This is a genomic window from Kribbella sp. NPDC051936 (assembly GCF_040680955.1).
Taxonomy (GTDB): domain Bacteria; phylum Actinomycetota; class Actinomycetes; order Propionibacteriales; family Kribbellaceae; genus Kribbella.
In genome coordinates this window covers 433,029-456,983 of sequence record NZ_JBFAXS010000008.1, presented here as the reverse complement: position 1 = coordinate 456,983, position 23,955 = coordinate 433,029, and the positions used below count along the sequence as shown (strand labels likewise).

General features: G+C 69.7%; 15 protein-coding genes. 8 read left to right on the top strand and 7 right to left on the bottom strand.

Going from position 1 to position 23,955, the window contains the following annotated elements:
• Positions 1–42 precede the first annotated feature (42 nt).
• Together AB0L64_RS29580 and AB0L64_RS29575 are read right to left on the bottom strand one after the other, a co-directional pair.
• Positions 43–1,374 (bottom strand): RuBisCO large subunit C-terminal-like domain-containing protein, encoded by a 1,332-nt coding sequence (locus AB0L64_RS29580; protein WP_363715286.1) that lies wholly within the window; start codon positions 1,372–1,374, stop codon positions 43–45.
• Positions 1,371–2,378 (bottom strand): alcohol dehydrogenase catalytic domain-containing protein, encoded by a 1,008-nt coding sequence (locus AB0L64_RS29575; protein ID WP_363715283.1) that lies wholly within the window; start codon positions 2,376–2,378, stop codon positions 1,371–1,373. The genes AB0L64_RS29580 and AB0L64_RS29575 overlap by 4 nt, the downstream gene beginning before the upstream one ends.
• A gap of 124 nt (positions 2,379–2,502) precedes the next feature.
• On the opposite strand from AB0L64_RS29575, the gene AB0L64_RS29570 reads away from it, so the two are divergent.
• Both AB0L64_RS29570 and AB0L64_RS29565 read left to right on the top strand, forming a co-directional pair.
• Positions 2,503–4,215: a hypothetical protein gene (locus AB0L64_RS29570; protein ID WP_363715281.1), complete on the top strand. Its 1,713-nt coding sequence runs from the start codon at positions 2,503–2,505 to the stop codon at positions 4,213–4,215.
• Positions 4,212–6,935 (top strand): family 78 glycoside hydrolase catalytic domain, encoded by a 2,724-nt coding sequence (locus AB0L64_RS29565; RefSeq protein WP_363715279.1) that lies wholly within the window; start codon positions 4,212–4,214, stop codon positions 6,933–6,935. Before AB0L64_RS29570 ends, AB0L64_RS29565 begins: the two co-directional genes overlap by 4 nt.
• Positions 6,936–6,981: 46 nt before the next feature.
• On the opposite strand, the gene AB0L64_RS29560 is transcribed toward AB0L64_RS29565, so the two are convergent.
• Positions 6,982–7,986: a LacI family DNA-binding transcriptional regulator gene (locus tag AB0L64_RS29560; RefSeq protein WP_363715277.1), complete on the bottom strand. Its 1,005-nt coding sequence runs from the start codon at positions 7,984–7,986 to the stop codon at positions 6,982–6,984.
• A gap of 181 nt (positions 7,987–8,167) precedes the next feature.
• Between AB0L64_RS29560 and AB0L64_RS29555 the strand changes: the two genes are divergently transcribed.
• Both AB0L64_RS29555 and AB0L64_RS29550 read left to right on the top strand, forming a co-directional pair.
• Positions 8,168–10,597, top strand: coding sequence for a pectinesterase family protein (locus AB0L64_RS29555; RefSeq protein WP_363715275.1), 2,430 nt, complete (start codon positions 8,168–8,170; stop codon positions 10,595–10,597).
• Between the two features lie 3 nt (positions 10,598–10,600).
• A complete protein-coding gene (locus AB0L64_RS29550) occupies positions 10,601–11,836 on the top strand; it encodes a hypothetical protein (protein WP_363715273.1) in 1,236 nt (411 codons plus the stop codon).
• On the opposite strand, the gene AB0L64_RS29545 is transcribed toward AB0L64_RS29550, so the two are convergent.
• From AB0L64_RS29545 to AB0L64_RS29535, 3 genes are read right to left on the bottom strand one after another with little or no spacing between them, the layout of a single operon-like run.
• Positions 11,833–13,128, bottom strand: a complete 1,296-nt coding sequence (locus AB0L64_RS29545) for a glycoside hydrolase family 28 protein (RefSeq protein WP_363715271.1) — start codon at positions 13,126–13,128, stop codon at positions 11,833–11,835. The genes AB0L64_RS29550 and AB0L64_RS29545 overlap by 4 nt on opposite strands.
• Positions 13,125–14,591 carry a glycoside hydrolase family 28 protein gene (locus tag AB0L64_RS29540; protein WP_363715269.1) on the bottom strand — a complete coding sequence of 489 codons (1,467 nt, stop codon included), beginning with the start codon at positions 14,589–14,591 and terminating at the stop codon, positions 13,125–13,127. Before AB0L64_RS29540 ends, AB0L64_RS29545 begins: the two co-directional genes overlap by 4 nt.
• Before the next feature lie 11 nt (positions 14,592–14,602).
• Entirely contained in the window at positions 14,603–16,015 is a 1,413-nt protein-coding gene (locus AB0L64_RS29535; protein WP_363715267.1) for a glycoside hydrolase family 28 protein, read from the bottom strand.
• A gap of 148 nt (positions 16,016–16,163) precedes the next feature.
• Between AB0L64_RS29535 and AB0L64_RS29530 the strand changes: the two genes are divergently transcribed.
• From AB0L64_RS29530 to AB0L64_RS29515, 4 genes are read left to right on the top strand one after another with little or no spacing between them, the layout of a single operon-like run.
• Entirely contained in the window at positions 16,164–17,576 is a 1,413-nt protein-coding gene (locus tag AB0L64_RS29530; RefSeq protein ID WP_363715265.1) for a glycoside hydrolase family 28 protein, read from the top strand.
• Positions 17,577–17,612: 36 nt separating this feature from the next.
• On the top strand, positions 17,613–18,587 hold the full coding sequence (locus AB0L64_RS29525; RefSeq protein WP_363715542.1) for a LacI family DNA-binding transcriptional regulator: 975 nt from the start codon (positions 17,613–17,615) through the stop codon (positions 18,585–18,587).
• A gap of 54 nt (positions 18,588–18,641) precedes the next feature.
• The gene (locus tag AB0L64_RS29520; RefSeq protein ID WP_363715263.1) at positions 18,642–20,648 is read left to right on the top strand and encodes a beta-galactosidase; all 2,007 of its coding nucleotides are present in this window, start codon (positions 18,642–18,644) and stop codon (positions 20,646–20,648) included.
• A complete protein-coding gene (locus tag AB0L64_RS29515; protein WP_363715261.1) occupies positions 20,645–23,503 on the top strand; it encodes a glycoside hydrolase family 2 TIM barrel-domain containing protein in 2,859 nt (952 codons plus the stop codon). Before AB0L64_RS29520 ends, AB0L64_RS29515 begins: the two co-directional genes overlap by 4 nt.
• Here the strand turns inward: AB0L64_RS29515 and AB0L64_RS29510 are convergent.
• The gene (locus AB0L64_RS29510) at positions 23,478–23,954 is read right to left on the bottom strand and encodes an HIT family protein (protein ID WP_363715259.1); all 477 of its coding nucleotides are present in this window, start codon (positions 23,952–23,954) and stop codon (positions 23,478–23,480) included. The two genes, AB0L64_RS29515 and AB0L64_RS29510, sit on opposite strands and share 26 nt — an antisense overlap.
• Between the last annotated feature and the right edge of the window lies 1 nt (position 23,955).

The following is a 23,955-nucleotide window of genomic DNA, read 5'->3' as shown; positions in this document are numbered from 1 at the left end:
TGTCTGGTGGTGGGCGTCGGGTCGGGGCTGAAGGTTGTCGTCTCAGGCACGGATGCCGCCGAACTTGTCCAGGGCTTCGCGCAGTGCGGGGACCTGAGTGGCGGCCTTGTCCAGGTCGGTGTTGGAGGTTGCGGCTGACCAGGCTGCTCGCATGGCGGTGACGCCTGCGGCTGGGCCGCTTGGGTGGCCGTGGATGCCGCCGCCTGCCAGGACTAGGAGATCGGTAGTGTTTGTGCGGCGGTAGGTTTCTGGGGCCAATCCTGGTGTCTGGCCGGAGGAGAGGACGGGCAGTGTCTCGTAGCCTCCTAGGAGTGGTGTCCGGACGGCGGTGATGGAGCGGAGGACCTCTTCGTCGGTCTCGTAGAACTTGTTGGACAGGCCATTCGTGTGCAGGTGATCCGCGCCTGCCAGGCGTGCGAGTTTGGACCAGGCGACGTAGTCGATGCCTAGCTGCGGTGCGCGGGTGTAGACGCCGGTCATCGCGCGGTGGCCGTGGATGGGTAGGGCGCAGCGTTCTCGGAGCCAGGCGAGGGCGGTGAAGCCGACGAGGTTCACGCAGACCATCACGCAGGTGCCTCCGGCTGCCTGGACGAGGTCCTGGTTGGCGGCCATACGGTCTAGGTCGTCGGTGATGTTGAACGCGTACATCGGGCGGCGTCCGGTGCGCGCGGCGACCTTGTCCAGCTCCTCCGTGACGACGGCCACGCGGTCGGCGAGTGGCGAGTGCGGCGGGTTGCCCATCAGCTCGTCGTCCTTGATGAAGTCGATGCCGGCCTCGGCGAGCTCGCGGACGACGAGGCGGAGCTCCTCCGGCGGCAGCCCGATACTCGGCTTGACGATCGTGCCGAGGAGTACGCCGTCCGGCCGGTCGAGCAGCTCGCGCGTCCCGCGGACGCCGTACTGCGAGCCGGGGTAGCGCTCGGCGAACGGCGTCGGGAGATCGAGGTCCAGCAGCCGGATCCCGGCCAGTTGCCGGAGCTCGAACAGGTTCCCCGCCACCGCGGCGAGCACATTGGGCAAGGAGGGCCCGAAGTTGTCGAGCCCGAAGGCAACCCGCACCCGACCACTCGTCCGTCCGGCCGCGTGTGCCGCATCCGCCGAGCCTGGTGACCCAGCGCCCGGTGACCCAGCTCCCGGCGAGCCCGTGCGCGGTGCGGGTGGTCGGGTGGCTCCTGGGAGGTCGGGGTTGCCGGTGGGGGGTAGTTCTTCGATCGACACGACTCGGGCGGCGAAGCGTTCGCGGAGCTCGGGGGTTTCGCGTGCGACGGCTGTGAACGTGCCTGTGGATTGCTCGCCGGCTACGGCCTCGGCGGCTTGCTCCAGCGGGAGGTAGGTCTCGATCAGATAGGTGGCGACGACCTCGTGGACGCTCATCGGGTCGGGTCGATCTGGGTCTTGAGGTGGGCGGCGCCGCCGTCAATCGCCGCCAGGGTCTGCGGTGTGCGGCCGAGTGGCACGACGTCCGAGATGTACGGACGGACGTCGAGAGTCCGTGTGTTGACGAGCCTTGCGGCCGCGGCGAAATCGGCCGGGGTGTAGATCGTCGAGCCCTGCACTGTGACCTCCTTGAGAACGACTGGATTCAGATCGACCGTCAGCGCGCCGCCGAACATCGGCAGCAGCACGACCTGCCCGCGCGGTCTGCACAACGCCAACGCCTCCGCGAGGCAGCCCGGATGCCCGGAAGCCACCACGACTACGTCGAAACCGTCGCCACCGCTGGCCTCGAGCCCGATCGACATCAGGTCCGACGAGAGCGGATCGACCACGACGTCGACGCCTTGTGCTGCCAGGAACTCGCGGTTGTGCTGCTTGATGTCGCTCGCCAGCACCGTCCGGGCGCCGCGGTGCCGGCCGATCGCGGCCGCGAGACTCCCGATCGCGCCGCCGCCGAGGACCGCGACGGCGTCACCGGCCCGCACGGCCGATGTCGAGCGCCACCCGACGGCGACCGGCTCGATCATCGCGCCCTCGCCGTACCCGATCTCGTCGTTCAGCGGGATCAGGACTCGCCCGGGCGCGGCGAAGAGCTCACTCAGCATGCCTGGCCAGCCCAGGCCGGGGACGCGTTTGTGCTTGCAGAGATGCGGATTCCCGGTCTCGCAGCGGGTGCACTCCCAGCACGACAGGGCCGGCGGCACCGCGACGCGGTCGCCAGGCCGGAAGCGTGGGTCGCCCGACGACACGACCTCCCCGGCGCCCTCGTGGCCCAGCACGACGGGCGGTTTGCGGAACGGATGCCGCCCGCTCCAGGTGTGCAGGTCCGAGCCGCACAGCCCGACCGCGCGCATCCTCAGCAGCACGTCGCCGCCCGTCTCGGGATCCGGCACGTCGGTCACCGAAACCTGCCGCGGCGCCTCCAGAACTGCTGCTCGCACGAGGCCTCTCCTTTCGCTCGGGTCCGCCCAGTCTCCGCCAGCAAACGTCAAGAAAACAAGGCGGATCGGCCAGCCTGTGGATAGCCGGTTGACTTCGGCGGCCGAGGAGGCAAAGGTTTACCTCATGGCGACGATCCCCGCGACACTGCTGCTCGAGGACCGGGCCGCGCTGGCGATGAACGCGGTGACCGGACTGGCCGACGACGACCTGGACGGCATCCCGTTCTTCAGTGCGAACCTGCTGGCCCGCCCGGCCCGCATGGACCACGGCGACTGGGACTACGGCTCCAGCCACGGCCGGCTCACCGACGCGATCCTGCTCACCCGGCAGATGACCGGCGGCAAGGACTGGGACCCGCGGTGGGACACGATCGCCGACCGCTACCGGCGGCGGCTGTTCGCGCTGCTCGCCGATGACGGTCTCACCTACCGCCAGGTCCATCCCAAGGGCCACTGGCTGCCGAACGCGAATCTGATCGATCAGCGCGCCACACTCCTTGCGATGACGACCGCTGTGGTCGCCGCCGATGATCCACAGGCCCGGCGGGCCGCGGACCGTCAGGTGGCAGCGCTGAAGCGGATCGCGATCAAGGAGCGCGACGTCTGGTTCTATCCGGCCTCGGAGTACACGAAGGACGGCTGGCCGTCGTCGAACGCGATCGACCTGCATCTTGCGCCGGACCCGGCCTCCTTCTCCGGCCGTTTGATCATGCCGCTGCTGCGGTACCACCAGGCCACCGGCAACACCGACGCGCTCGAGCTGTGCGAGTGGTTCGCTCGCCTGATCGTGGAGAAGAGCGGTGTGTTCAACGCGGACGGGAGCTTCAACTCCGCCCGTGCCTACCGCAGCGGCCACTTCCACACGCGCGTCGGGACGCTGGAGGGGCTGTCGCGACTGGCCAGGCACACCGGTGACCACGGGCTGACCGAGTTCGTGCGCCGCAGCTACGACTGGGTTCTCGGAGAGGCAACCAGGTTCGGCTGGACGCCGGGCGACCTCGCCGACCAGCAGTACGAGCACGAGACCTGTTCTCTCGTGGACCTCATCGGTCTGGGCACGACGCTGGCCGGGAACGGACTCACGGAGTACTGGCCGGTCGTCGAGCGCTTCGTCCGCAACCACCTGGCCGCGTCGCAACTGCAGGACGTCAGCTGGGTGGAGTCCGCCCCGGACCGCTCACAGGACGAGCCCGGCTGGCGGACGTACGTGAACGTCGGCGAGCGAGTCCTCGGCGCCTTCTGCGGATACGGTGCTCCGAACGACTATGTCTCCGACGTGCCGCTGGGCCGCGGCCACACGAACGACGTGCAGGCATGCTGCGTCGGCTCCGGCGTCCGTGGCCTGTTTTGGGCGTGGAACAGCATCGTCACCGGTGACCACCAGGTGCGGCGGGTCAACCTGCTGCTGACGCGCGGGCACCACGCGGTCGACGTGATCAGCCACCTGCCGGTCGAGGGCAAAGTCGAGCTGCAGGTCAACGAGCCCATGGAGGAGCTCCGCGTGCGGATCCCCGACTGGGCCGGGTATGCGCGGCTGAAACTCCGCCGCGGAGACGACGAGCGGACCGGCGCCGAGCGCATCTGGGCGCCCGACGGCTACCTGTCGATCCCGAAGCCGCAGCCGGGAGAGCGGATCGTGGTGACGTTCCCGATGGTCGAGCAGACAACAACAGAGCTTGCGGCCGGCAACGAGTTCCGAACCACCTGGCGCGGCGACGACGTGATCGCGATCGACCCGCCCGGCACGTCCCGCCCGATGTACGGCGACCGCTCCGAGCACGCCGGCGGCCTGCGGGAGTACGAGCTGCATCGACCCGAGACGGAGTGGTCCTGGTGACAACAGACTGGGTGCAGTCCGAAACGCCGGCCGTGACAGAGCTGCGAGGGCTGACGGCGTACGACCTGCGCTGCGAACACCGAGCCGACCCGCTCGGGGTCGGTACGGGGCGACCGCGGCTGAGCTGGCGGCTGGCGTCGCCGACGCGCGGCGATCGGCAGGACGCCTTCCGCGTGCGCGTGCTGCGCGACGGCGTGCAGGTGTGGGAAAGCGGGTGGCGCAGCGAGCGGACGACATCCGTCGACCACGGCGGTGCTCCGCTGACGTCGCAGACCGATTACGTGTGGCAGCTCGCGGTGCGTGACGCGGCTGGAGCCGTGTCATCGGCCGAGGCGACGTTCGCGACCGGGCTCTTCCATGACGACGAGTGGCAGGCGCACTGGATCGAGCACGACTACGAAACTGATCCGTACTTCGAGCCGCCGGTGGATCGCGCCGAGCCGCGGACGGTCCGGCAGGCGACCATCGCGCCGCCGCGCTACTACCGCCGGTCGTTCGAGTTGACCCAGCCGATCACCAGGGCCCGGCTCTACGCGACCGCCCGCGGGCTGTACCAGTTCCACGCCAACGGCCAGCGGATCGGCAACGACGAGCTGACGCCGGGCTGGACCGACTACCGCGAGCGCGTCGCGTACCAGACCTACGACGTGACTGAGGTGTTGCGCGCCGGCGAAAACGTGATCGGTGCCGTCCTCGGGGAAGGCTGGTGGTCCGGGTACGTCGGATGGGACACGCGCAGCCACGCGCACCACTACGGCAAGAAGCCGCAGCTGCTCGCGCAGCTCGTCATAGATCACCCCGACGGCTCGCGGACCGTGGTCGCGACCGACGGCCGCTGGGTCGAACACGTCGGACCGATCAGATTCGCCGACCTGCTGATGGGGGAGTCGTACGACGCGAGGCTCGAGCTGGGCGACTGGTCCAGCGCCGGGTACGAGGCGAGCGAGTGGGCGCCCGCCGGCGATCTCGGTGGTGACGTGTCGACGCTGATCGCGGCGACGACCGACCCCGTGCGCGTCACCGAGGACGTGCCGGCGGTCGCGGTCACCGCGGTCGAGCCAGGACGCTTCATCGTCGACCTCGGGCAGAACCTTGCCGGTCGCGTGCGGTTGCGGGTGCGCGGCGCCGACGCCGGCGACCGAATCCGGCTGCGGCACGGCGAGATGCTCCAGGCCGACGGCGAGTTGTACACCGCCAACCTGCGGACGGCCGACGCCACGGACTACTTCGTCAGCGCCGGCGCGGCCGAGGAGTTCTTCGAGCCGATCTTCACCGTGCACGGCTTCCGGTACGTCGAGGTCGACGGGTATCCGGGCGAGCTGACCGCCGACGACGTGACCGGTCGGGTGCTGCACTCCGACACGCCGGTCGCGGGGCGGTTCGAGTGTTCGGATCCCGGCGTCAACCAGCTGCTCAGCAACATCCGGTGGGGGCAGCGCGGCAACTTCGTCAGCGTTCCCACGGACTGCCCGCAGCGCGACGAGCGCCTCGGGTGGACGGCCGACGCGCAGATCTTCCTGCCGACGGCGGCCTACCAGGCCGACGTGCTGACCTTCTTCGAGAACTGGTTCGCGGATCTCGCGGTGGCGCAGACCGACGAAGGCGCGATTCCGGACGTGATCCCGCACGTGATCACCGGCCGGCACGGCACGCCGGCGTGGGCGGACGCGGCGACCATCGTGCCGTGGATGCTGTACCGGATCTACGGTGACGAGCGCGTGCTCCGGACCGCGTGGCCGGTGATGCGGCGCTGGGTCGACTACGTCCACCGTGCCAACCCCGACCTGATCTGGCGGCACCGCACGAGCGGTCACTACGGCGACTGGCTGCAGGTCGGCGTGCGCACCGATCGCGACGTCCTCGCAACGGCGTACTTCGCGCGCAGCGTGGAGTTCACGGCCGCGACCGCCGAGGTGCTCGGGCTGACAGACGAGGCAGCGACGTACCGCGAGCTGTGGACGAAGATCGCGGCGGCGTTCGTCGCGGAGTTCGTCGATGCCGAAGGCAAGGTTCGCGGCGACACCCAGACCGGGTACTTGCTGCCGCTGGCGTTCGGGTTGCTGCCGGAGCAGGCCGAACAGGTGGCGGTCAAGCACCTGGTCGCGGATCTCGAGCTCCGCGGGCGATCGTTGACGACCGGGTTCGCGGGGGTTGCGCTGCTGTGCCCGATCCTGACCAGGTACGGGTACGCCGAGCTGGCGTACGACCTACTGCATGACGACCGCTACCCGTCCTGGGGCTACTCGATCAAGCACGGCGCGACGACGATCTGGGAGCGCTGGGACGGGTGGACCGAGGAGAGCGGGTTCGGCCCGGTCGCGATGAACTCGTTCAACCACTACTCGCTCGGCTCGGTCGGCGAATGGCTGTACGGCGACGTCGCCGGGATCAGCCAGGCGCCCGATTCGATCGGCTTCCGTGACCTCGTCATCAAGCCGTCCCCCGGCGGCCGGCTGACCTGGGCCGAGGCGTCGTACGACATCCCCGCCGGCCGGGTCTCGACCCGCTGGGAAATAGCCGACGGCACCCTCACGCTCGACGTCACCGTCCCACCCGGCGCCGACGCGACGATCCACATCCCCACCAAGAGCCCGGACGACACTCGCGAATCCGGCCGGCCACTCGCCGAGGCCGAAGGCCTGACCCGTCTCGAACCCACCGCAACCGCCGCCCGCTGCCGCGCCACCCCCGGCACCTACCGCTTCACCGCCCCCGCCTGACCCACCACCCAAACCAGCCTCGCCCACCGAATCGGTGCGGGTGGGGTCAGCGGCGGCGGGGTGGGCGGGCGGTGGAGCCGCGGACGACGAGTTCGCCCCGGACATGGGTGGTGGCGGTGGTGACCTTGGGTGTGAAGCGTTCCCAGGCCTGGCGGCCGAGCTCGACCGTGGACACGGCGTACGTCGTGAGGCCGGGGTCGGTGTGCGCGCTCATCGGGGCGTCGTCGATGCCGGCGACCGAGATGTCGTGCGGGACCGACAGGCCGAGTTCGCGCAGGCGGCTGAGGACGCCGACGGCGACGTGGTCGTTGAAGCAGATGATCGCGGTCGGCTGGTACGTCAGCGCCTCCTCGACCGCCTCCCGCCCGTCGACGAGCGTCGAGCCGCACTCCACCCGGACGATCGTGAGCCCGGACGCCTCCGGCGAGCGGAAGCCGCGTTGCCGCTGCTGATCGGACCACGCGGCGGTCGGCCCCTGCAGGTACGCGATCCGCTTGTGCCCGAGCGAGGCCAGATGCTCGCACAGCGCCCGCACACCGAGGTGGTAGTCGACAACCACCGAGCCGACGGCGTGGTGCCGCAGCACCCGGTTGATCAGGACGAGTCGCCGCGCCGCCTCCGCGACCTCGCGCAGGCGCGGCGTGCTCATCCGGGGCGCACACAGCAGCAGACCGTCGACCCAACGCGCGAGCTCGATCGCGGACCGGTACTCCTGCTCCGGATCCTCCTCGGTGCCGGCGACCAGCGTGTGGTGCTCGTCCGCGGCCGCCTCGGCGGCGATGCCCTTGAGGATCTCCGCGAAGTACGGGTTGCCGAGATCCGGTACGACGACGCCGACCGTCCGGCTGCTGCCGCGCAACAGCGTCTGCGCCGCCGGGTTCGGCCGGTAACCGACGTCCCGGGCGGCCACCCGGACCCGGTCGGCGACCTCCGGCGACACCGGCTTGCCACCGCTCAGCACCCGCGACACGGTCGCCGTCGACACCTCGGCCAGCCGCGCCACGTCGTGGATTGTCGCACGAGCTGCGCGGTTCGCAACGGGCTTTCTCACCGCCCCATTGGACCATGAGCACAGCGCAGATCGCCGCCGGCAGCATGATGTAAACCTTTTCCCGATTTCCCGAGGCGAACCCTTGACGTCACCGCGCAGCGCTGTCACGGTTGCCAGGAAAAGGATTACCCGCCCACCGCCCCGGGCCTTCTGTTGCGGCGGTCCGCGCGAGGAGATCGCCGTGCGAAATCGTCTGTTGAGCCTGTGCCTGGTCGTGCTCGCCGGAGCCGGACTGCTGACCGTGTCCGCCGGACCGGCCGCCGCCGCGAACCCGGCGACGTACGGCCCGTTCGACCCGCGGATCGAGCTCGACGGTCACTGGGGCCGTGACGACGACGTCGCGATCACGGTCAACTCTGGCTCGTCGGTCCGCTTCCGCTTCACCGGCTCGCACCTGGGTGCACTGTTCGACACCGCGTCGATCACGGTCCCCGCCCAGCTGTACGTCGCGATCGACGGCGGGGCGCCGGTGCTGCACAAGGTCGACGCGGACCACAAGGTGTTCGCCGACGACCTGGACCCGGTGATCGCCCACACCGCTGAGGTCCTCGTCAAGGACGTCGACGAGTACGAGAACCGCTGGAACGTCCCGCTGCAGACCGGAGTCGTGCTGAGGAAGATCGAGCTTGCCCCGGACGCCAAGCTGATCCCGTTGCCGACGACGGCCGAGCACCGGATCGAGTTCTACGGCGACTCGATCACCCAGGGCGTGATGGCCCTGTGCGCCGAGCTCGGCACGGACTGCGCGGACGGCACCAAGGCCTACCCGCACCTGGTCGGGGAGGCGTTCGGCGCGGACACCAACCAGGTCGGCTTCGGCAAGCAGGGCATCCTGCAGCCGGGTCACGGCAACGTCGGCACCGCCGCGGAGTCGTTCGGCTGGAACCTCGCGGGCTTCCCCGCCACGGGCTTCGACCCCGGCGCGGTTGTCGTCAACTTCGGCACGAACGATGCGGCGTACGCCAGCGCGCAGTTCACTCCTGCGTACGCCGCGTACCTCAGCAAGATCCGTGCCGCCGACCCGCACGCGTTGATCGTTGCCCTGCGCCCGTTCAACGGCACACACGCCGACGACATCAAGGCGGCGGTCGCGGCGGCCAACGACCGCAGGATCGTGTACGTCGACACCACGGGCTGGCTCGGACCGGACGACTTCAACGGCAGCACGCACCCGAACGTCAAAGGCCACCAGGTCGCCGCCGCCGGACTCACCGCGGTTCTCGAACGCCTCACCGGCTGGTCCACCAACCCCATCGGCACGCCGAAACTCGCGCCGCAGGGTCTGGCAGAAGCGATCTGCTCGGACACGCCGCTGACCCTCACCTACCAAGGGCCCGTCAGGCTCGGTGTCACCGGGAAGGTCCAGATCCACGCGGCCAACGGGGACGTCGTCGACACGATCAGCCTTGCGGACCTCACCTCGTACCAGCGGTCGATCGGGCAGGCGCGGACGGACTTCGGGCAGCTGCACACGTGGACGTATCAGGCGGTGGTGGTCGACGGGCGGACGGTGAAGATCTACCCGCACCGGCGGCTCGAGCCTGGCCAGGTGTACTCCGTAACCGTCGATCCCGGGTTCGTGGTCGGGGATCGTGGCACCAAGGACTGGCGGTTCAGAACCCGGCACGATCCCAGGACCGATGAGCGCTTGTCCGTAGGCCCCGGCCAGGACTTCTGCACGGTGCAGGCGGCGATCGACTTCGTGGGCGAGGGGCACAAGGCGGCGATCGACGTCGCCCCGGGGCTCTACCGCGAGCTGGTCTGGGTGCCGCCCACGAAGCCCGGGTTGACGATTCGCGGCGCGGGCGCCGGCAAGACCGTGATCGGCTACCCGAACAACAACCTGCTGAACGGCGACTCCGCGATGGGCAACGTCCCGCCCGAACAGTCGTACTGCCAGCGCCGCGTCATCCCGCAGTCCGACCGGTTCAACTGCTGGCGGTCCGCGATGGCCGTGTTCGCGGACGACTTCACGATGTCGGACGTGACGGTGCAGAACCTCACGCCGTACCGCGGTTCGCAGGCCGAGGCGTTCTTCGGGAACGGGAGCCGGATCGTGCTCGCCCGGGTCCGCATCCTCGGCTACCAGGACAGCCTGCGCCTGCAAGGCCAGGCGTTCGTGACGAACAGCTACGTCGAGGGTGACGTGGACTTCGTCTGGGGGACCGGCGGTGTGTTCATGCAGGACTCGGAGCTGAAGGCGCTGCACGAGGGCTACTACAACCAGGTCCGCAACACCGACAACGGTCCCGGCAACATCTTCGTCCGGGTGCGGCTGACCCGTGCGCCGGAGGTGCCCGACGACAGCGTGTTCCTGGCGCGCGCCGAGCTCAGCCGGTTCCCGACCAGCCAGGCCGTCTTCGTCGACTCTGCGATGGACAGCCACGTGAAGACGACCGGCTGGCAGATCACCAGCCCCAACGACTGCGCGGCCGCCGGCCAGATCCGGTTCTGGGAGTACCACAGCACCGACCTGGCCGGCCGGCCGCTCGACACCAGCTCCCGACTGGAGTGCTCCCGGCAGCTCGGCGACGAGGAGGCAGCGCGGCTGCGCGACCCGTCGTTCGTGTTCGGCGGATGGCACCCGGTCGTTCCCCGCCTCGAAAGGTGATCCATGATGAAGAACGTCAACCGTCGGGCCATTCTCGGAGGTGCTCTCGCCGTGACTGCCGGCAGCGCGACCGGATGGCCCCTGACCGCGGCTGCGACGGAGGTCCCCGCGGGCGGTGTGCAGCCGCACCCGGCGCCGCGCCCCGTCGCGCCGGTGAATGCTGAGATCGCGGCCGCCCACGCGGCGACGTACAAGACGCTGCCGCAGGTCGTCGTCGGGGTGGACGTCGAGGAGCTGATGAAGATCCATACCGCCGCCGACGCGGACGCGCTACGTCCGCAGTTGGTGGCGCAGGTCTGGAAGGACACCGGCGTCCTGCCGACCGGGCTGCCGACGGTCCGGCGGGACATCGGCGGACCGCCGGAGCTGCCGGAGTTCACCGGCGTACGGCGGTTCGACAAGCTCGACGTGGCGATGGAGTTCGGGTACGTCGCGTCCGTGTTCGTGCTGGAGCCGACGCAGAGCACGCACCGGCGGGTCGCGTTCTACCACAACGGGCACGGCGAGGGCCTGGACACGATGCAGCGGGTCGCGCAGGGGCTGCTCGACCACGGGTACACCGTGCTGCTGTTCGCGATGCCGTTCTACCACTGGAACCCGAAGACGCTGCAGGACCCGGCCGACCCGGCCAAGCAGTTGCAGCCGTCGCACAACGACCTGCCGCGGTGGGCCTCGGCCAGGTACTCACCGCTCGCCTTGTTCCTCACGCCGCTCGCGGTTGCAATGAACTACGTGCAGGCGACGTACCGTCCGTCGTCGGTGCAGATGATCGGGCTGTCCGGCGGTGGGTGGGCGACCAGCGTGTACCCGGCGCTGGACACCCGGATCACACGGTCCTACCCGACGGCCGGCTCGCTGCCGTTCTTCGTCCGGCCGGGGTCGCCGAAGCCGAGCCCGACCCGCGGCGACTGGGAGCAGCGGCTGGACATGCAGCCGGGGTTCTACGGACTGGCCGATTTCCCGGACTTCTACGCGCTCGCCTCCGTCGGGCCGCACCGGCGGCAGATGCAGATCCTCAACCGGTTCGACGAGTGCTGCTTCAACGGCGTGGGCCACCGGTCGTACGAGGCGGCGGTGCGGCAGCGAATCGCGGTGATCGGGACCGATGCGGTGAGCAACGAGTCCAACGGTCACTGGGAGCTGCTGGAGGACGCGACCCACGGCGATCACACGATCAGCCCGTACGCGCTGTCGGTGATCCTGTGGGACCTCGACGTCCACTGCGCGCATCTGCCCTAACGGATCTGGTGGACGTCCGTCACGGGCCGGCCGTTGACCGTGACGTTGTCGAAGCTCAGCGCCGTGTGCTGCACGGTGCTGGGCTGGTCGACGGTGAAGGCGCAGTCCACCAGCCGGAAGTCCTCGATCCGCGCGTGCCGGTAGCCGCGCAGCAGCAGCGCATTGCGCGCGTGCTCGACCTTCACCCCGCGGAGCTCGACGTTCCGGACGGACGGCGTGAGCGGCCCGGTCTCTCCTTCGCCGCGGTGGAAGTTGCACTGGACGACTTCCTTCAGGACGTCGGTGACGGTGATGTCGCGCAGGTAGACGTTCTCGACGAAGCCGCCGCGGACCGCGTTGGTCTTGATGTACAGCGCGAAGTACGGCCCGCCGATCCGGCAGTCCCGCACATAGACGTTGCGCACGCCGCCGGTCAGATCGGATCCGAGTGTGATCGCGCCGTACTTGACCCGCAGCTCGCAGTTCTCGATCAGCACGTCCTCGGTCGGTACGCCGACCCGCAGCCCGTCCGCCTCACGGCCGGACTTGAGCGCGATGCAGTCGTCGCCGGCGTCGATCACGCAGCCGGAAACGACGACCGAGCGGCACGACTCGAGGTCGATGCCGTCGTTGTTCGGCCCCTGCGAGTCGATCACCAGATCGCGGATCGTCACGTTGCGGCAGAGCACCGGGTGGATCTGCCAGAACGGTGACCGCACCACGGTCACGCCCTCGATCAGCACGTTGGTGCAGTCGTACGGCTGGACGAAGCTGGATCGCAGGCGGGTGCCTCGCACCCGGTCCTCGAGTGGCACGCCGTACCAGCTCTGTTCGCGGAGTGTCCGGAACTCGTCATCGCATTCGTTGAACCACTGCCACCAGCTGTGCCACGACCCCTGGCCGTCGAGCGTGCCGGTACCGGTGATCGCGATGTCGGTGCAGCCGTGCGCATAGATCAGCGGCGCGTGGTTCAGCAGGTCGAGCCCTTCGTACCGCGTCTCGACGAGCGGGAGGTAGTCGGCCGGGTCGGTGCTGAACAGCAGCGTGGCGCCCTCGCTGACGTGGAGCTCGACGGACGACAGCAGGCGGATCCCGGTCGTGTGCCAGCGTCCGGGCGGTACGACGACGCGCCCACCGCCGGCTGCGTGGCAGGCAGCGATCGCGGCAGCGATCCCGGGGCCGGCGTTCGCCTCGACCGCGCCGTACGCGGTGATCGGGAAGTCGACGGCAGGAAAGGCCGGCGGCCGGACGCCGGCCAGAATGCGGTCGGCGTCCGGCCAGCCTGCCGGGTGAGCGGTGTCCGGAGCCGTCACGTGAGCTGCGCCGGGTCGGTGATCAGCCGGCCGTTGACGTGGAAGTTCTGGAACGACAGCTCGGTGTCCTGGATCGAGCTCGCGGCGTCGATGCTGGTGTACGTGCAGTCGATCAGCCGGAAGTCCTCGATCGGCGAGCGCGGGTACCCGAAGATCGAGAACGCGTTGCGGGCGTGCCCGACGTTCACATTGCGCAGCTCGACGTTCCGCACCCGCGGCGTCAGCGGGCCGACGTCGCCCTCGCTGCGGTAGAAGTTGCAGGACACGACTTCCTTGGTCAGGTTCGAGATCTCGAGGTCGCGCAGGTAGATGTTCTCGGCGAAGCCGCCGCGCACCGAGTTGGTCTTGATGTAGAGGCCGAAGTACAGGTTCGGGCTGCCGATCGTGCAGCTGCGGACGAACACGTTCCGGACGCCGCCGGTCATCTCGCTGCCGATCGTGATCGCGCCGTACCGGATGTTCAGGGTGCAGTTCTCGATCAGGATGTTCTCCGACGGCACGTTGATCCGCAGGCCGTCGGCGCCCTTGCCGGACTTGATCGCGATGCAGTCGTCGCCGCAGTTCAGCGTGCAGTCCTGGATGTGGACGTACTGCGAGCTCTCCGGGTTGACGCCGTCGTTGTTCGGGCCGCGGCTGTCGATGGTCAGGCCGCGGACGGTGACGTTGCGGGACAGCACCGGGTGAATCTCCCAGAACGGCGACCGCAGAATCGTCAGGCCCTCGATCAGCACGTTGCGGCAGGACTGGGTCTCGATGAACGCGGCGCGCAGGTGATGGCCCTCGCCGAACACGCGGTCCTCGACCGGTACGCCGTCCGCCGCCATCTGCTGCAACGCCTGGGCGTCCGGGCCGGAGGGCGTGACCCAGGACCACCAGTTGTCCCAGGTCGCGCCGCCGTCCAGGGTGCCGCTGCCGGTGACCGCGATGTTCTCGCAGTCGCGCGCGTAGATGAACGGCGAGTAGTTCATGCACTCCTGGCCCTCGAAGCGGGTCAGGACGACCGGGAGATAGTTGCTCGGGTCGCTGCTGAAGAGCAGCGTGGCTGCGGCGGAGACGTGCAGGTTGACGTCGGACTTCAGGTGGATCGCGCCGGTGCGGAAGGTGCCGGCGGGTACGACGACGCGCCCGCCGCCGGCCTGGTGGCAGGCGTCGACGGCTTTCGCGATCGCATCCGTGGCGAGGGTGGTGCCGTCGGGGATCGCGCCGAACGTGGTGATCGAGAAGTCGCGAGCGGCGAATCGTGGCGGACGGGTGTTGCGGAGGATCTCACTGACTTGTCCCCAGCCAGGCCCGGGGTCGTGGAGGGCGGTGCCGGTCGAGGAGGCGAGCTGCGCACCACCCGCTCCCGCCCCGCCGCTCGAGCCATCGGCGGCGGCCGGTCCAGCCGCCATGATTCCGGTGGGTCCGGCGACAGCCGCGGCTGCGCTTAGGCGGAGGAAGTTCTTGCGAGTCAGGTCATCCATGACAGGCTCCTTCAGTTGTCGACGCGGGCGCCGTTGATCCAGACCTGGGCCAGGCGCAGGCCCTGGACGTTCTCGATCACGTTCTCTTCGGTGATCGCGTCGAAGCGGCACTGGTGCAGGTGGATGTCGCGCAGCGGGTCGTCGGTGAGGCCGAGCAGGTTCAGGGCCCGCGGCGCGGACGCCACGGTGAGTTGGCTGATCGTGATGCCGTGCACGTCCGGCGGGTAGGCGCCGGTGGTCACGTTGGCGTAGTTGAGCACGATCTCGATCGCAGAGTCGGCGGCCTGGCCGACCGCGACCCGGCGGACGTCGATGTTCGCGATCGTGCCGCCGCGGTTCGGGTTGCTCTTGATCCGGATCGCGCGCTCGAGGTGCGGGCTGCTCATCCGGCAGTCGCGGACGAAGATGTCCCGCACCCCGCCGCTGGTCTCGCTGCCGGCCGTCACGCCGCCGTTCCCGTCGGCCATCTCGCAGTTGCGGACGACGGCGTACCGGGCGGGAACACTCACGCGCCGGCCGTCGGCGTCCTTGCCGGACTTGAACGCGATGCAGTCGTCGCCGGTGGAGATCGTGCAGTTCTCGATCAGCACGTCGGTGCAGGACTCCGGGTCGATGCCGTCGTTGTTCGGCCCGTCGGGGCTGTCGACGGTCACGCCGCGGATCGTGACGTTGCGGCAGAGCACCGGGTGCAGGTTCCACATCGGCGAGTCCTTGACGGTGATGCCCTCGAGCAGCACGTTCTCGCAGCGGTTGAACTGCAGCAGGTTCGGCCGCAGGTTGTGACCGGCGCCGAACACCCGCTGCTCGACCGGGACACCGGCCTCGGCCATCTGGATCAGCAGCGTCTTGTCCGGTCCCTCGTTGGGCGGCGGGCCGCCCGTCCAGTCCCACCAGTGCGTCGCGTCGGCGCGGCCGTCCAGAACCCCGGCGCCGGTGACCGCGATGTCGCGCTGTCCGTAGGCGTAGACGAAGGCGGAGTAGTTGTAGCACTCCGTCCCCTCGTAGCGCGTCGGCACCACCGGCAGGTACGCGGCCGGGTCCTGGCTGAACGCCAGCCGCGCGCCGGCGGCCAGATGCAGGTCGACACGACTCAACAGATGAACGGCGCCGGTGCGGTAGTCACCGGCCGGTACGACGACATGCCCGCCGCCGCTGCGGTGACACGCCTCGATCGCCGCGCGCAGCGCCGCCGTGCAGTCGGTGGCGTCGTCGCCGACGGCGCCGAAAGCGGTCACGTCGTACCAGCGGTCGGGGAACCGCGGCGGGCGGATCCGGCCGAGGATGGCGGCGATCTGCGCGTCGGCGGACGCCTCCGGGGCGAGCGCGGCGGCGGCCGGGGCGGTGCCGCCGCCGAGCAGGGATTCGCCGGCGAGAGCGGCTCCGCCGGCGAACAGGACGGTACGGCGACGAACAGTGGCGGGCATCCGCGGCCTCCTAGCATGCAAACGATTGCAATCGATCGTGCCCGCAGACCGCGAGGGTGTCAACGCCTGGGCTTGACCGGTGCGGAATCTCTTGGATACTTGCGGGCAAAGCTTTACCTCACCCGTCCCTGAGGAAGGTGTTCCGCCCATGCGTCCCACCCGTCGTCAACTTCTCGGTCTCTCGGTCGGAGGAGTGGTTGCTGCCGGCATCGGCCTGCCCGCGGCCGCCGATCCGGGCACCGCCGATCCGGGCGCCGAAGGCCTGATCCGGTCGCGGATCCATCCGCCGCGGTTCCGTGACGCCTGGTTCCCGATCACGGCGTACGGCGCGACGCCGGCCGACGCGACCGCGGGGATCGCCGCTGCCGTCGCGGCGTGTCATCAGGCCGGCGGCGGGCATGTCGTCGTACCGCCCGGTGTGTGGCAGACCGGCGCGATCAACCTGCTGAGTCACGTCGACCTGCACCTCGAAGAGGGCGCGACGCTGCGGTTCAGCACCGACCCCGCGGCGTACCTGCCGGTTGTCCGGACCCGCTGGCAGAGTGTCGAGGTGTACAACTACTCGTCGCTGATCCGCGCCGAGGGGCAGACCGACATCGGCGTCACCGGCAACGGGGTGCTCGACGGCGCCGGCGACAACGAGCACTGGTGGTATCTGATCGGCAGCGGGCAGTACGGCTGGCGCACCGGCCTGCCGAACCAGCGCGCCGACTGGGCCGAGCTCGAGCGGATGAACAACGAGCAGGTCCCGGTCGAGCAGCGCGTCTTCGGCGCGGGTCACTACCTCCGCCCGAGCTTCATCCAGCCGTTCCGCTGCGCGAACGTGCTGATCGAAGGCGTGACGGTCAAGGACTCGCCGATGTGGACGATCCACCCGCTCGAGTGCCGCAACGTCACCGTGCAGGGCGTCACCGTGAACAACCTCGGCCCGAACGGCGACGGCTGCAACCCCGAGTCCTGCACCGACGTGCTGATCCGCGACTGCACGTTCGCGACCCACGACGACTGCATCGCCATCAAGTCCGGCCGGGACGCCGACGGCCGCCGGCTCGGCCTGCCGTCGCGCGGGATCATCGTCGAGGACTGCACCTTCGTCAGCGGTGGCGCCGCGGTCGCTGTCGGTAGCGAGATGAGCGGTGGCATCGAGGACGTGTTCGTCCGGCGGCTGTCCGCGCCGGGCGATCCGGCCGCCGACGAGGCGTACCTGCAATGGCTGCTGTGCGTGAAGTCCACCTCGACCCGCGGCGGATACGTCCGCAATGTCGATGTCAGCGACGTGGATTCGCGCGCCTGGATGTATCGTCCTTTGGAAATCACTTTCAGCTACCAGGGAGGCGGCGACCAGTCGCTGTTCCCCGCTGTGCACGGCATCCGTTTCGACCGGGTCCGGGTGGCCCGCGCCGAGCGGGCCTATCGCATCGTGGGGGCGGAGACCAAGCACATCTCCTCGGTGGCGATCACCGACAGCCGGTTCGACGAGGTCGCGGCGGAAGCTGTCGTACAGTACGCCGACGACGTGACGATCCGGAACGTTCGGATCGGTGCTTCTGAGGGGATTTAGGGGAACACAGTGGCGGAACGGGTTCGTTTGATCGATGTGGCACGCGAGGCCGGCACCTCGGTCTCGACGGTGTCGCGCGCGCTGAACGGATCCGACCTGATCTCGCCCGAGGTCGTCGCCCATGTGCGCGCGGTGGCCGGCCGGCTGGGGTACCGCGCCGACAAGCGGGCGCAGGAGTTCAAGCTCGGCCGCCCGCTGACGGTCGGCGTGACGGTGCCCGACCTGGCGAACCCGTTCTTCTCCGAGGTGCTGAAGGGCCTGAACGCCGCGGCGCGAGCCGGCGGCTATCGCCTGCTGATCGGTGAGAGCGGCGAGGATCCGGCCGAGGAGCTGCGACTCGTCGACGAGCTGGTCGACTACTCCGGTGCACTGGTGCTCTGCAGTTCGCGGCTCACCCGCGCCGGCCTGGAGAAGGCGCTGGCGCTACCGGTGCCGGTGGTGTGCATCAACCGCACCGTGAAGAACGCGGGCGTGGTCGCGATCGACTACCGGGCCGCCTCGCGGTTGCTGCTCGAGCATCTCACCGGCCTCGGCCATCGCCGCGTGCTGTACGTCGGCGGCCCGGCGTCGTCGTGGTCCGACGGCGAGCGCCGGCGCACGCTGCGTCGTACGGCGCGGGCGCTCGACGTGACGCTGGACGAGGTCGACGGCGGCTGGTCCGGCAACCATGGGTACGACGCGGGCCCGGCCGTCCTGCACAGCCGGGCCACCGCGGTGATCACGTTCAACGACCTGGTCGGCATCGGGTTGCTGAGCTGGATGTACGACAACGGCGTCGAGGTCCCGTCGGAGTTGTCGGTCGCGTCGTACGACGACATTCCGATCGCGGCGTACTCACGGCCGCCGCTGACGTCGCTGCGCAACGAGCGAGCGAGGCTGGGCGAGCTGGCGTGGCAGCAGCTCACCAAGCGACTCGGCGGCGACGACTGGCCGGCGCTGGATCTGCTCACGCCCGAGCTCGTGGTGCGGGCCAGCACCGGAACCGCCCGGCGACGGGCCCGGATTCGCTGAGTCCCTGCATGCAAACGATTGCACGCGCGGTCTGCCGTCGGTTAGCGTTGGCGCATGCTGCCGCCACATGTCGTGCTGGGGACGGCCTACTACCCGGAATATCTGCCCCGTTCGCTCGGTGACCGGATCCCGGCCGACCTGGACCTGATGGTCGCGGCCGGTATCACCGCCGTCCGCGTCGGTGAGTCGGTCTGGTCGACGTGGGAGCCGCGGGACGGCGTCTTCGACCTCGAATGGATCCGCCCGGTGCTCGACGGCGCCCACGACCGCGGGATCGCCGTGATCCTCGGGACGCCGACGTACGCCGTACCGCCGTGGCTGCAGCGGGCGCACCCGGAGATCGCCGCCGAGCGTCGGACCGGCGTACCGGTGCCGTGGGGGATCCGGCAGGAGATCGACTACGGGCAGCCGGCGTTTCGCTTCCACGCGGAGCGGGTGGTGCGCCGGATCGTGGAACGGTACCGGGACCATCCAGCGGTGATCGGGTACCAGGTCGACAACGAGCCCGGTGTGCTGCTGGCGCACAATGCGTCGGTCTTCGGCGATTTCGTGGCCGGGTTGCGCCGGACCTACGGCGACGTCGAGGCGCTGAACGAGGCGTGGGGACTGACCTACTGGTCGCATCGGCTGAGCGATTGGTCCGAGTTGTGGCGGCCGGACGGGAACAGCACCCCGTCGTACGACCTGGCCTGGCGCCGTTTCCAGGCTTCGCGGACCACGGAGTTCATCGGGTGGCAGGCGGAACTGGTACGCGAGCTGCGACGGCCGGGTCAGTTCGTCACGACCTGCCTGGCGTACGACCGGCCGGCGGTGGCGGACGTGGACTTGACGTCGCAGCTGGACGTTGCGGCGGGCAACATTTACGTGGATGTGCAGGACGGGCTCGCGCGTCCGGCGGAGGCGCCGTCGGGGCTGGCGCCGGGGTGGATCGGGCGGAGTGTGTCCGAGCTGTTCCTGGCCGCCGACCGCGTATACGGGTCGCGCGGCGAGCCGTTCCTGGTGACCGAGACGAACGCGACCTCGATCGGCGGCTCGCACCAGAACCGGCCGCCGTACGACGGCCAGCTGCGGCAGCTCGCGTGGGCGATGGTGTCGCGCGGTGCGCGGATGGTCGAGTACTGGCATTGGCACTCGATCCACCATGGCGCGGAGACTTTCTGGGGCGGGATTCTCGGGCACGGGCTGGAGCCCGGGCGGGTGTATCGGGAGATCGCCGCGATCGGGGCGGAGCTGACGGCGGCCGGTTCGTCGGTGGCCGAGCTGACGCCTGATGTCGACGTCGCGGTGCTGTGGTCGACCGAGAGCGACTGGGCGATGCAGTGCCAGCCGCCGTTGGCCACCGCGAACGGTCAGCCGGACAAGGCGTCGTACCGGACGATCGTCGAAGCGTTCTACGGCGGGGTCCTGGACGCCGGGCTGCGGCCCGGAGTGGTGCCGGTCGAGCGGCTCGAGGCCGCGCTGTCGGCGCCGGTGGCGGTTGCTGCCGGCCTCTACGTGGCCTCGGATGCTGTGCTGGATCGGTTGGTCGACTACGCGCGTCACGGTGGGCATTTGATCGTCGGTCCGCGAACGGGATACGCCGACCTGGAGGCTCGGCAGCGACCAATGGTCGCTCCGGCCAGATTGCGAGAGGCCACCGGAGTGGCGTACCACGAGTTCGAGAACCTGGACGCCGCGATGCCGGTGAGTGGGTTGGACGGACGCGCCACGCGGTGGGCGGAGACGTTGCTCGTCGAGGACGCGGAGGTGCTGGCGTCGTACGAGCATCCGGGCGGCCGGCGGCCGATCGTCACGACCAAGCGGTTCGGCGCCGGACGGGTGACGTACGTCGGCACGGTGCCGGACGCTGCGCTGGCGGCGGCGCTGTACGGGGAGTCGCGGTTGTGGGCTTCGTCGGTGACCGCGCTGTCGGCGGTGAACGCCGATGGGGAGCGGTTGTGGTTCGTCCACAACTGGTCGGGCACGGCTGTGGTCGTGTCGCCGCCGGTGCCTCTCGAGGTGCAGCAGGCGCGGGTCGAGTTGGGGCCGTGGGACGTGCGGGTGCTCAAGGAGGCGCAGTGAGGTACTTCGAGGATCTGACGCCGAGCACCGGGGCCCGGGAGCCGCGGGCGTGGTTGCGGTCGTCGCGGCCGCGGATCTGCTTGAACGGCCGCTGGAGCTTCAAGCTCTGGGACAGCGCGCCGGACGGCGTACCGGAGATCGGGCCGGACTGGGGTGAGCTGGAGGTCCCGGGGCACTGGGTGCTGCAGGGGCACGACCGGCCGCGGTACACCAACACGGCGTTCCCGTTCCCGATCGATCCGCCGTACGCACCGGACGCCAACCCGACCGGTGACCACGTCCGCTCGTTCGACCTGCCGGGCGACTGGCCGGCTGACGGCGCGGTCCTGCGGTTCGAGGGCGTCGACTCGTGCTTCAAGGTCTGGGTGAACGGCGTCGAGGCAGGGACCGCGAAGGGCAGCCGGCTGCCGAGCGAGTTCACCGTCGGCCACCTGTTGCGGCCGGGACGGAACACGCTGGCCGTCCGGGTGCATCAGTGGTCGTCGGGTTCGTACCTCGAGGACCAGGACATGTGGTGGCTGCCCGGCATCTTCCGGGACGTGACGCTGCTCGCGCGGCCGTTGATCGACGACGTCTTCGTGCACGCGTCGTACGACCATCTGACCGGCGCCGGGACACTGCGCGTCGACACGGCGCCGGACGCGGTCGTCCGGGTACCGGAGCTCGGCATCGTTGCTGAGCCGGGGGTGCCGGTGACGATCGGTGCGGTGGAGCCGTGGTCGGCCGAGCTGCCGCGGCTGTACGACGCGACGGTCGAGGTGCCGGGGGAGACGGTCGGGCTGCGGATCGGGTTCCGGACCGTGCGGATGGTGGACGGGCTGTTCACCGCGAACGGGCAGCCGCTGTTCTTCCGCGGCGTGAACCGGCACGAGCACGACGAACGGCGCGGCCGGGCGATGACGGTGGACGCGATGCGCGAGGACCTCGTGCTGATGAAGCAGCACAACGTCAACGCCGTACGGACCGCTCACTATCCGCCGCATCCGGCGTTCCTGGACCTGTGCGACGAGCTCGGGCTGTGGGTGATCGACGAATGCGACATCGAGACGCACGGGTTCATCTACACCGACTGGCGGGGCAACCCGGCCGACGACCCGGAGTGGGCGCCGATGATGCTCGACCGGATGCGGCGGATGGTCGAACGCGACAAGAACCATCCCAGCGTGGTCATCTGGTCGCTGGCCAACGAGAGCCACCGCGGCCGGAACTTCGGCGAGCTGGCGGCCTGGACGCGGCAGCGCGATCCGGAGCGGGCGCTGTTCTACGAGCGGGACCGGACGTACGAGTTCTCCGACTTCTACAGCCTGATGTACCCGCCGCTGGAGGACCTCGAGGCGATCGGCACGCGCACGGAGGACGTACCGGAGGAGACCGCCGAGCACCCGTCGTTGGAGGCCCGGCGCCGCGCTTTGCCGTTCGTACTCGCCGAATACGGGCATGCGATGGGCAATGGCCCCGGCGGGCTGGCCGACTACCAGCGGATCCTCGAGCGCTACCCGCGGCTGCAGGGCGGCTTCCTCTGGGAGTGGATCGACCACGGTCTGCTGTTGCCTGGTGCAACCGACCACGTGTACGGCGGCGACTTCGGCGAGCAACTCCACGGTATGAACTTCTGCATCGACGGCCTGCTGTTCCCGGACCGCAGCCCGTCGCCGGGTCTGACCGAGTACAAGAAGGTCATCGAACCGGTTCGTTTCACGGGGCCGGATCCGCTCGTCGTCCACAACCACCGGACCTTCACGGGCTTGGACGATCTGGAGTTCCTGTGGTCGGTGGCGGAGGACGGCGTCGAGGTGGACGCCGGCCGGCTGGACCTTCCTCACATCGCGCCGGGGGAGTCGACGGAGCTGCGGCTTGCTCTGCCTGCGCCTGCCCAGGCAGAGCAGGTGTTGACTGTGCGAGCGGTGCTGGCGAAGGACGAGGCGTGGGCTGCGGCGGGGCATGAGGTTGCTTGGGCGCAGTTCGTGCTGGAGCAACCGGCTGCCGTGCCTGTGGTAGCCGCTGCTGTGGAGGACAGGGGAGAGGTGCTGAGGGTCGGTGGGGGCGAGTTCGACCGCAGTACTGGTCGGCTGACGCGGTTGTTCGGCCGGGCGGTCGACGGACCGGTGCTGGACCTGTGGCGTGCGCCGACGGACAACGACAACGGCCAGGGCGGGCGCAACGGCGTCACCCAGGAGTGGCGTGCGGCCGGGCTCGATCGGCTGCTGCACCGCGTGGATGCGGTCGACGTGGTGGACAATGAGCTGATCGTGCGTGCACGCGTGGCGCCTGAGGGGCTCGGCGTCGGCGTGCGTACGACGTACCGCTGGACTGCTGACGAGCATCGCCTCCAGCTGACCGTTGACGTGCAGCCGGACGGAGAGTGGGGCGGCACGGCCGTCACGCCGCGCTGCGGGAGCTGGCCGCGGGTCGGCGTACGCATGACGTTGCCCAAGGCGTTGGAGAATGTGCAGTGGTACGGCGGCGGTCCGGGGGAGGCGTACGCCGACAGTCGCGAGGCGGCTCGTGTCGGGCGGTACACATGCACCGTCGACGAGCTGCAGACGCCGTACGTCGTACCGCAGGAGAACGGTTCCCGGATCGACGTCCGCTGGGCCGAGCTGACCGATGCTGGCGGCAACGGTCTGCGCGTGGACGGTGCGCCGTACTTCCAGCTCACCGCCCGCCGCTGGACCACCGAGGACCTGGAACGCGCCCGCCACCGCTCGGACCTCACCCCGCGCGACCACATCTACCTGAACCTCGACCTGGCCCAGAACGGTCTCGGCTCCGCCTCTTGCGGCCCGGCCGCCACACCCCAGCACCAGCTGGAAGTAGCGCCGTACACCTTCAGCCTGAACTTCGAGCAGATCTGAAGTACGCCTGGAGGCGCTCGGCGTACGGGGCGCGTTGCTCCGCGGTCGCGGGCGCCTCCAGGTGGCGGGTGTTGTAGAGGTCGTCGCCGGGGTAACGCGGGAAGACATGGACGTGGTAGTGCCAGGCGTCCTGGTAGCCGGCTGGCTCGTTGTGCTGGCGGGTGGAAACACCGGCGCAGCCGTAGGTGCTGCGGATGGCGATTGCGACCTCTCGGACGACGTCGTGGACGGCGTGGCCGGACTCCGGTGGTAGGTCGTACAGGTTCTCGTGGTGTTCGGTCGGGACGACCAGGACGTGGCCCTGGTTGTTGGGCCACCAGCGGGAGGCTACGAAGGCCAGGGCGTGCTCACGGCGCAGCACGATGTCGTGCTGCGCCGTGAGGCTGTCCTCGCCCCCGGCGGCCAGTCGGCAGAACGGGCAGTCGTAGCCGTCAGGGGCGTGGTTGAACATG

Bases quoted from the DNA above. Each gene is read 5' to 3' on its own strand.
- AB0L64_RS29580 (WP_363715286.1), bottom strand. From the start codon at position 1,374: ATGAGCGTCCACGAGGTCGTCGCCACCTATCTGATCGAGACCTACCTC.
- AB0L64_RS29570 (WP_363715281.1), top strand. From the start codon at position 2,503: ATGGCGACGATCCCCGCGACACTGCTGCTCGAGGACCGGGCCGCGCTG.
- AB0L64_RS29550 (WP_363715273.1), top strand. From the start codon at position 10,601: ATGATGAAGAACGTCAACCGTCGGGCCATTCTCGGAGGTGCTCTCGCC.
- AB0L64_RS29540 (WP_363715269.1), bottom strand. From the start codon at position 14,591: ATGGATGACCTGACTCGCAAGAACTTCCTCCGCCTAAGCGCAGCCGCG.
- AB0L64_RS29535 (WP_363715267.1), bottom strand. From the start codon at position 16,015: ATGCCCGCCACTGTTCGTCGCCGTACCGTCCTGTTCGCCGGCGGAGCC.
- AB0L64_RS29530 (WP_363715265.1), top strand. From the start codon at position 16,164: ATGCGTCCCACCCGTCGTCAACTTCTCGGTCTCTCGGTCGGAGGAGTG.
- AB0L64_RS29520 (WP_363715263.1), top strand. From the start codon at position 18,642: ATGCTGCCGCCACATGTCGTGCTGGGGACGGCCTACTACCCGGAATAT.
- AB0L64_RS29510 (WP_363715259.1), bottom strand. From the start codon at position 23,954: ATGTTCAACCACGCCCCTGACGGCTACGACTGCCCGTTCTGCCGACTG.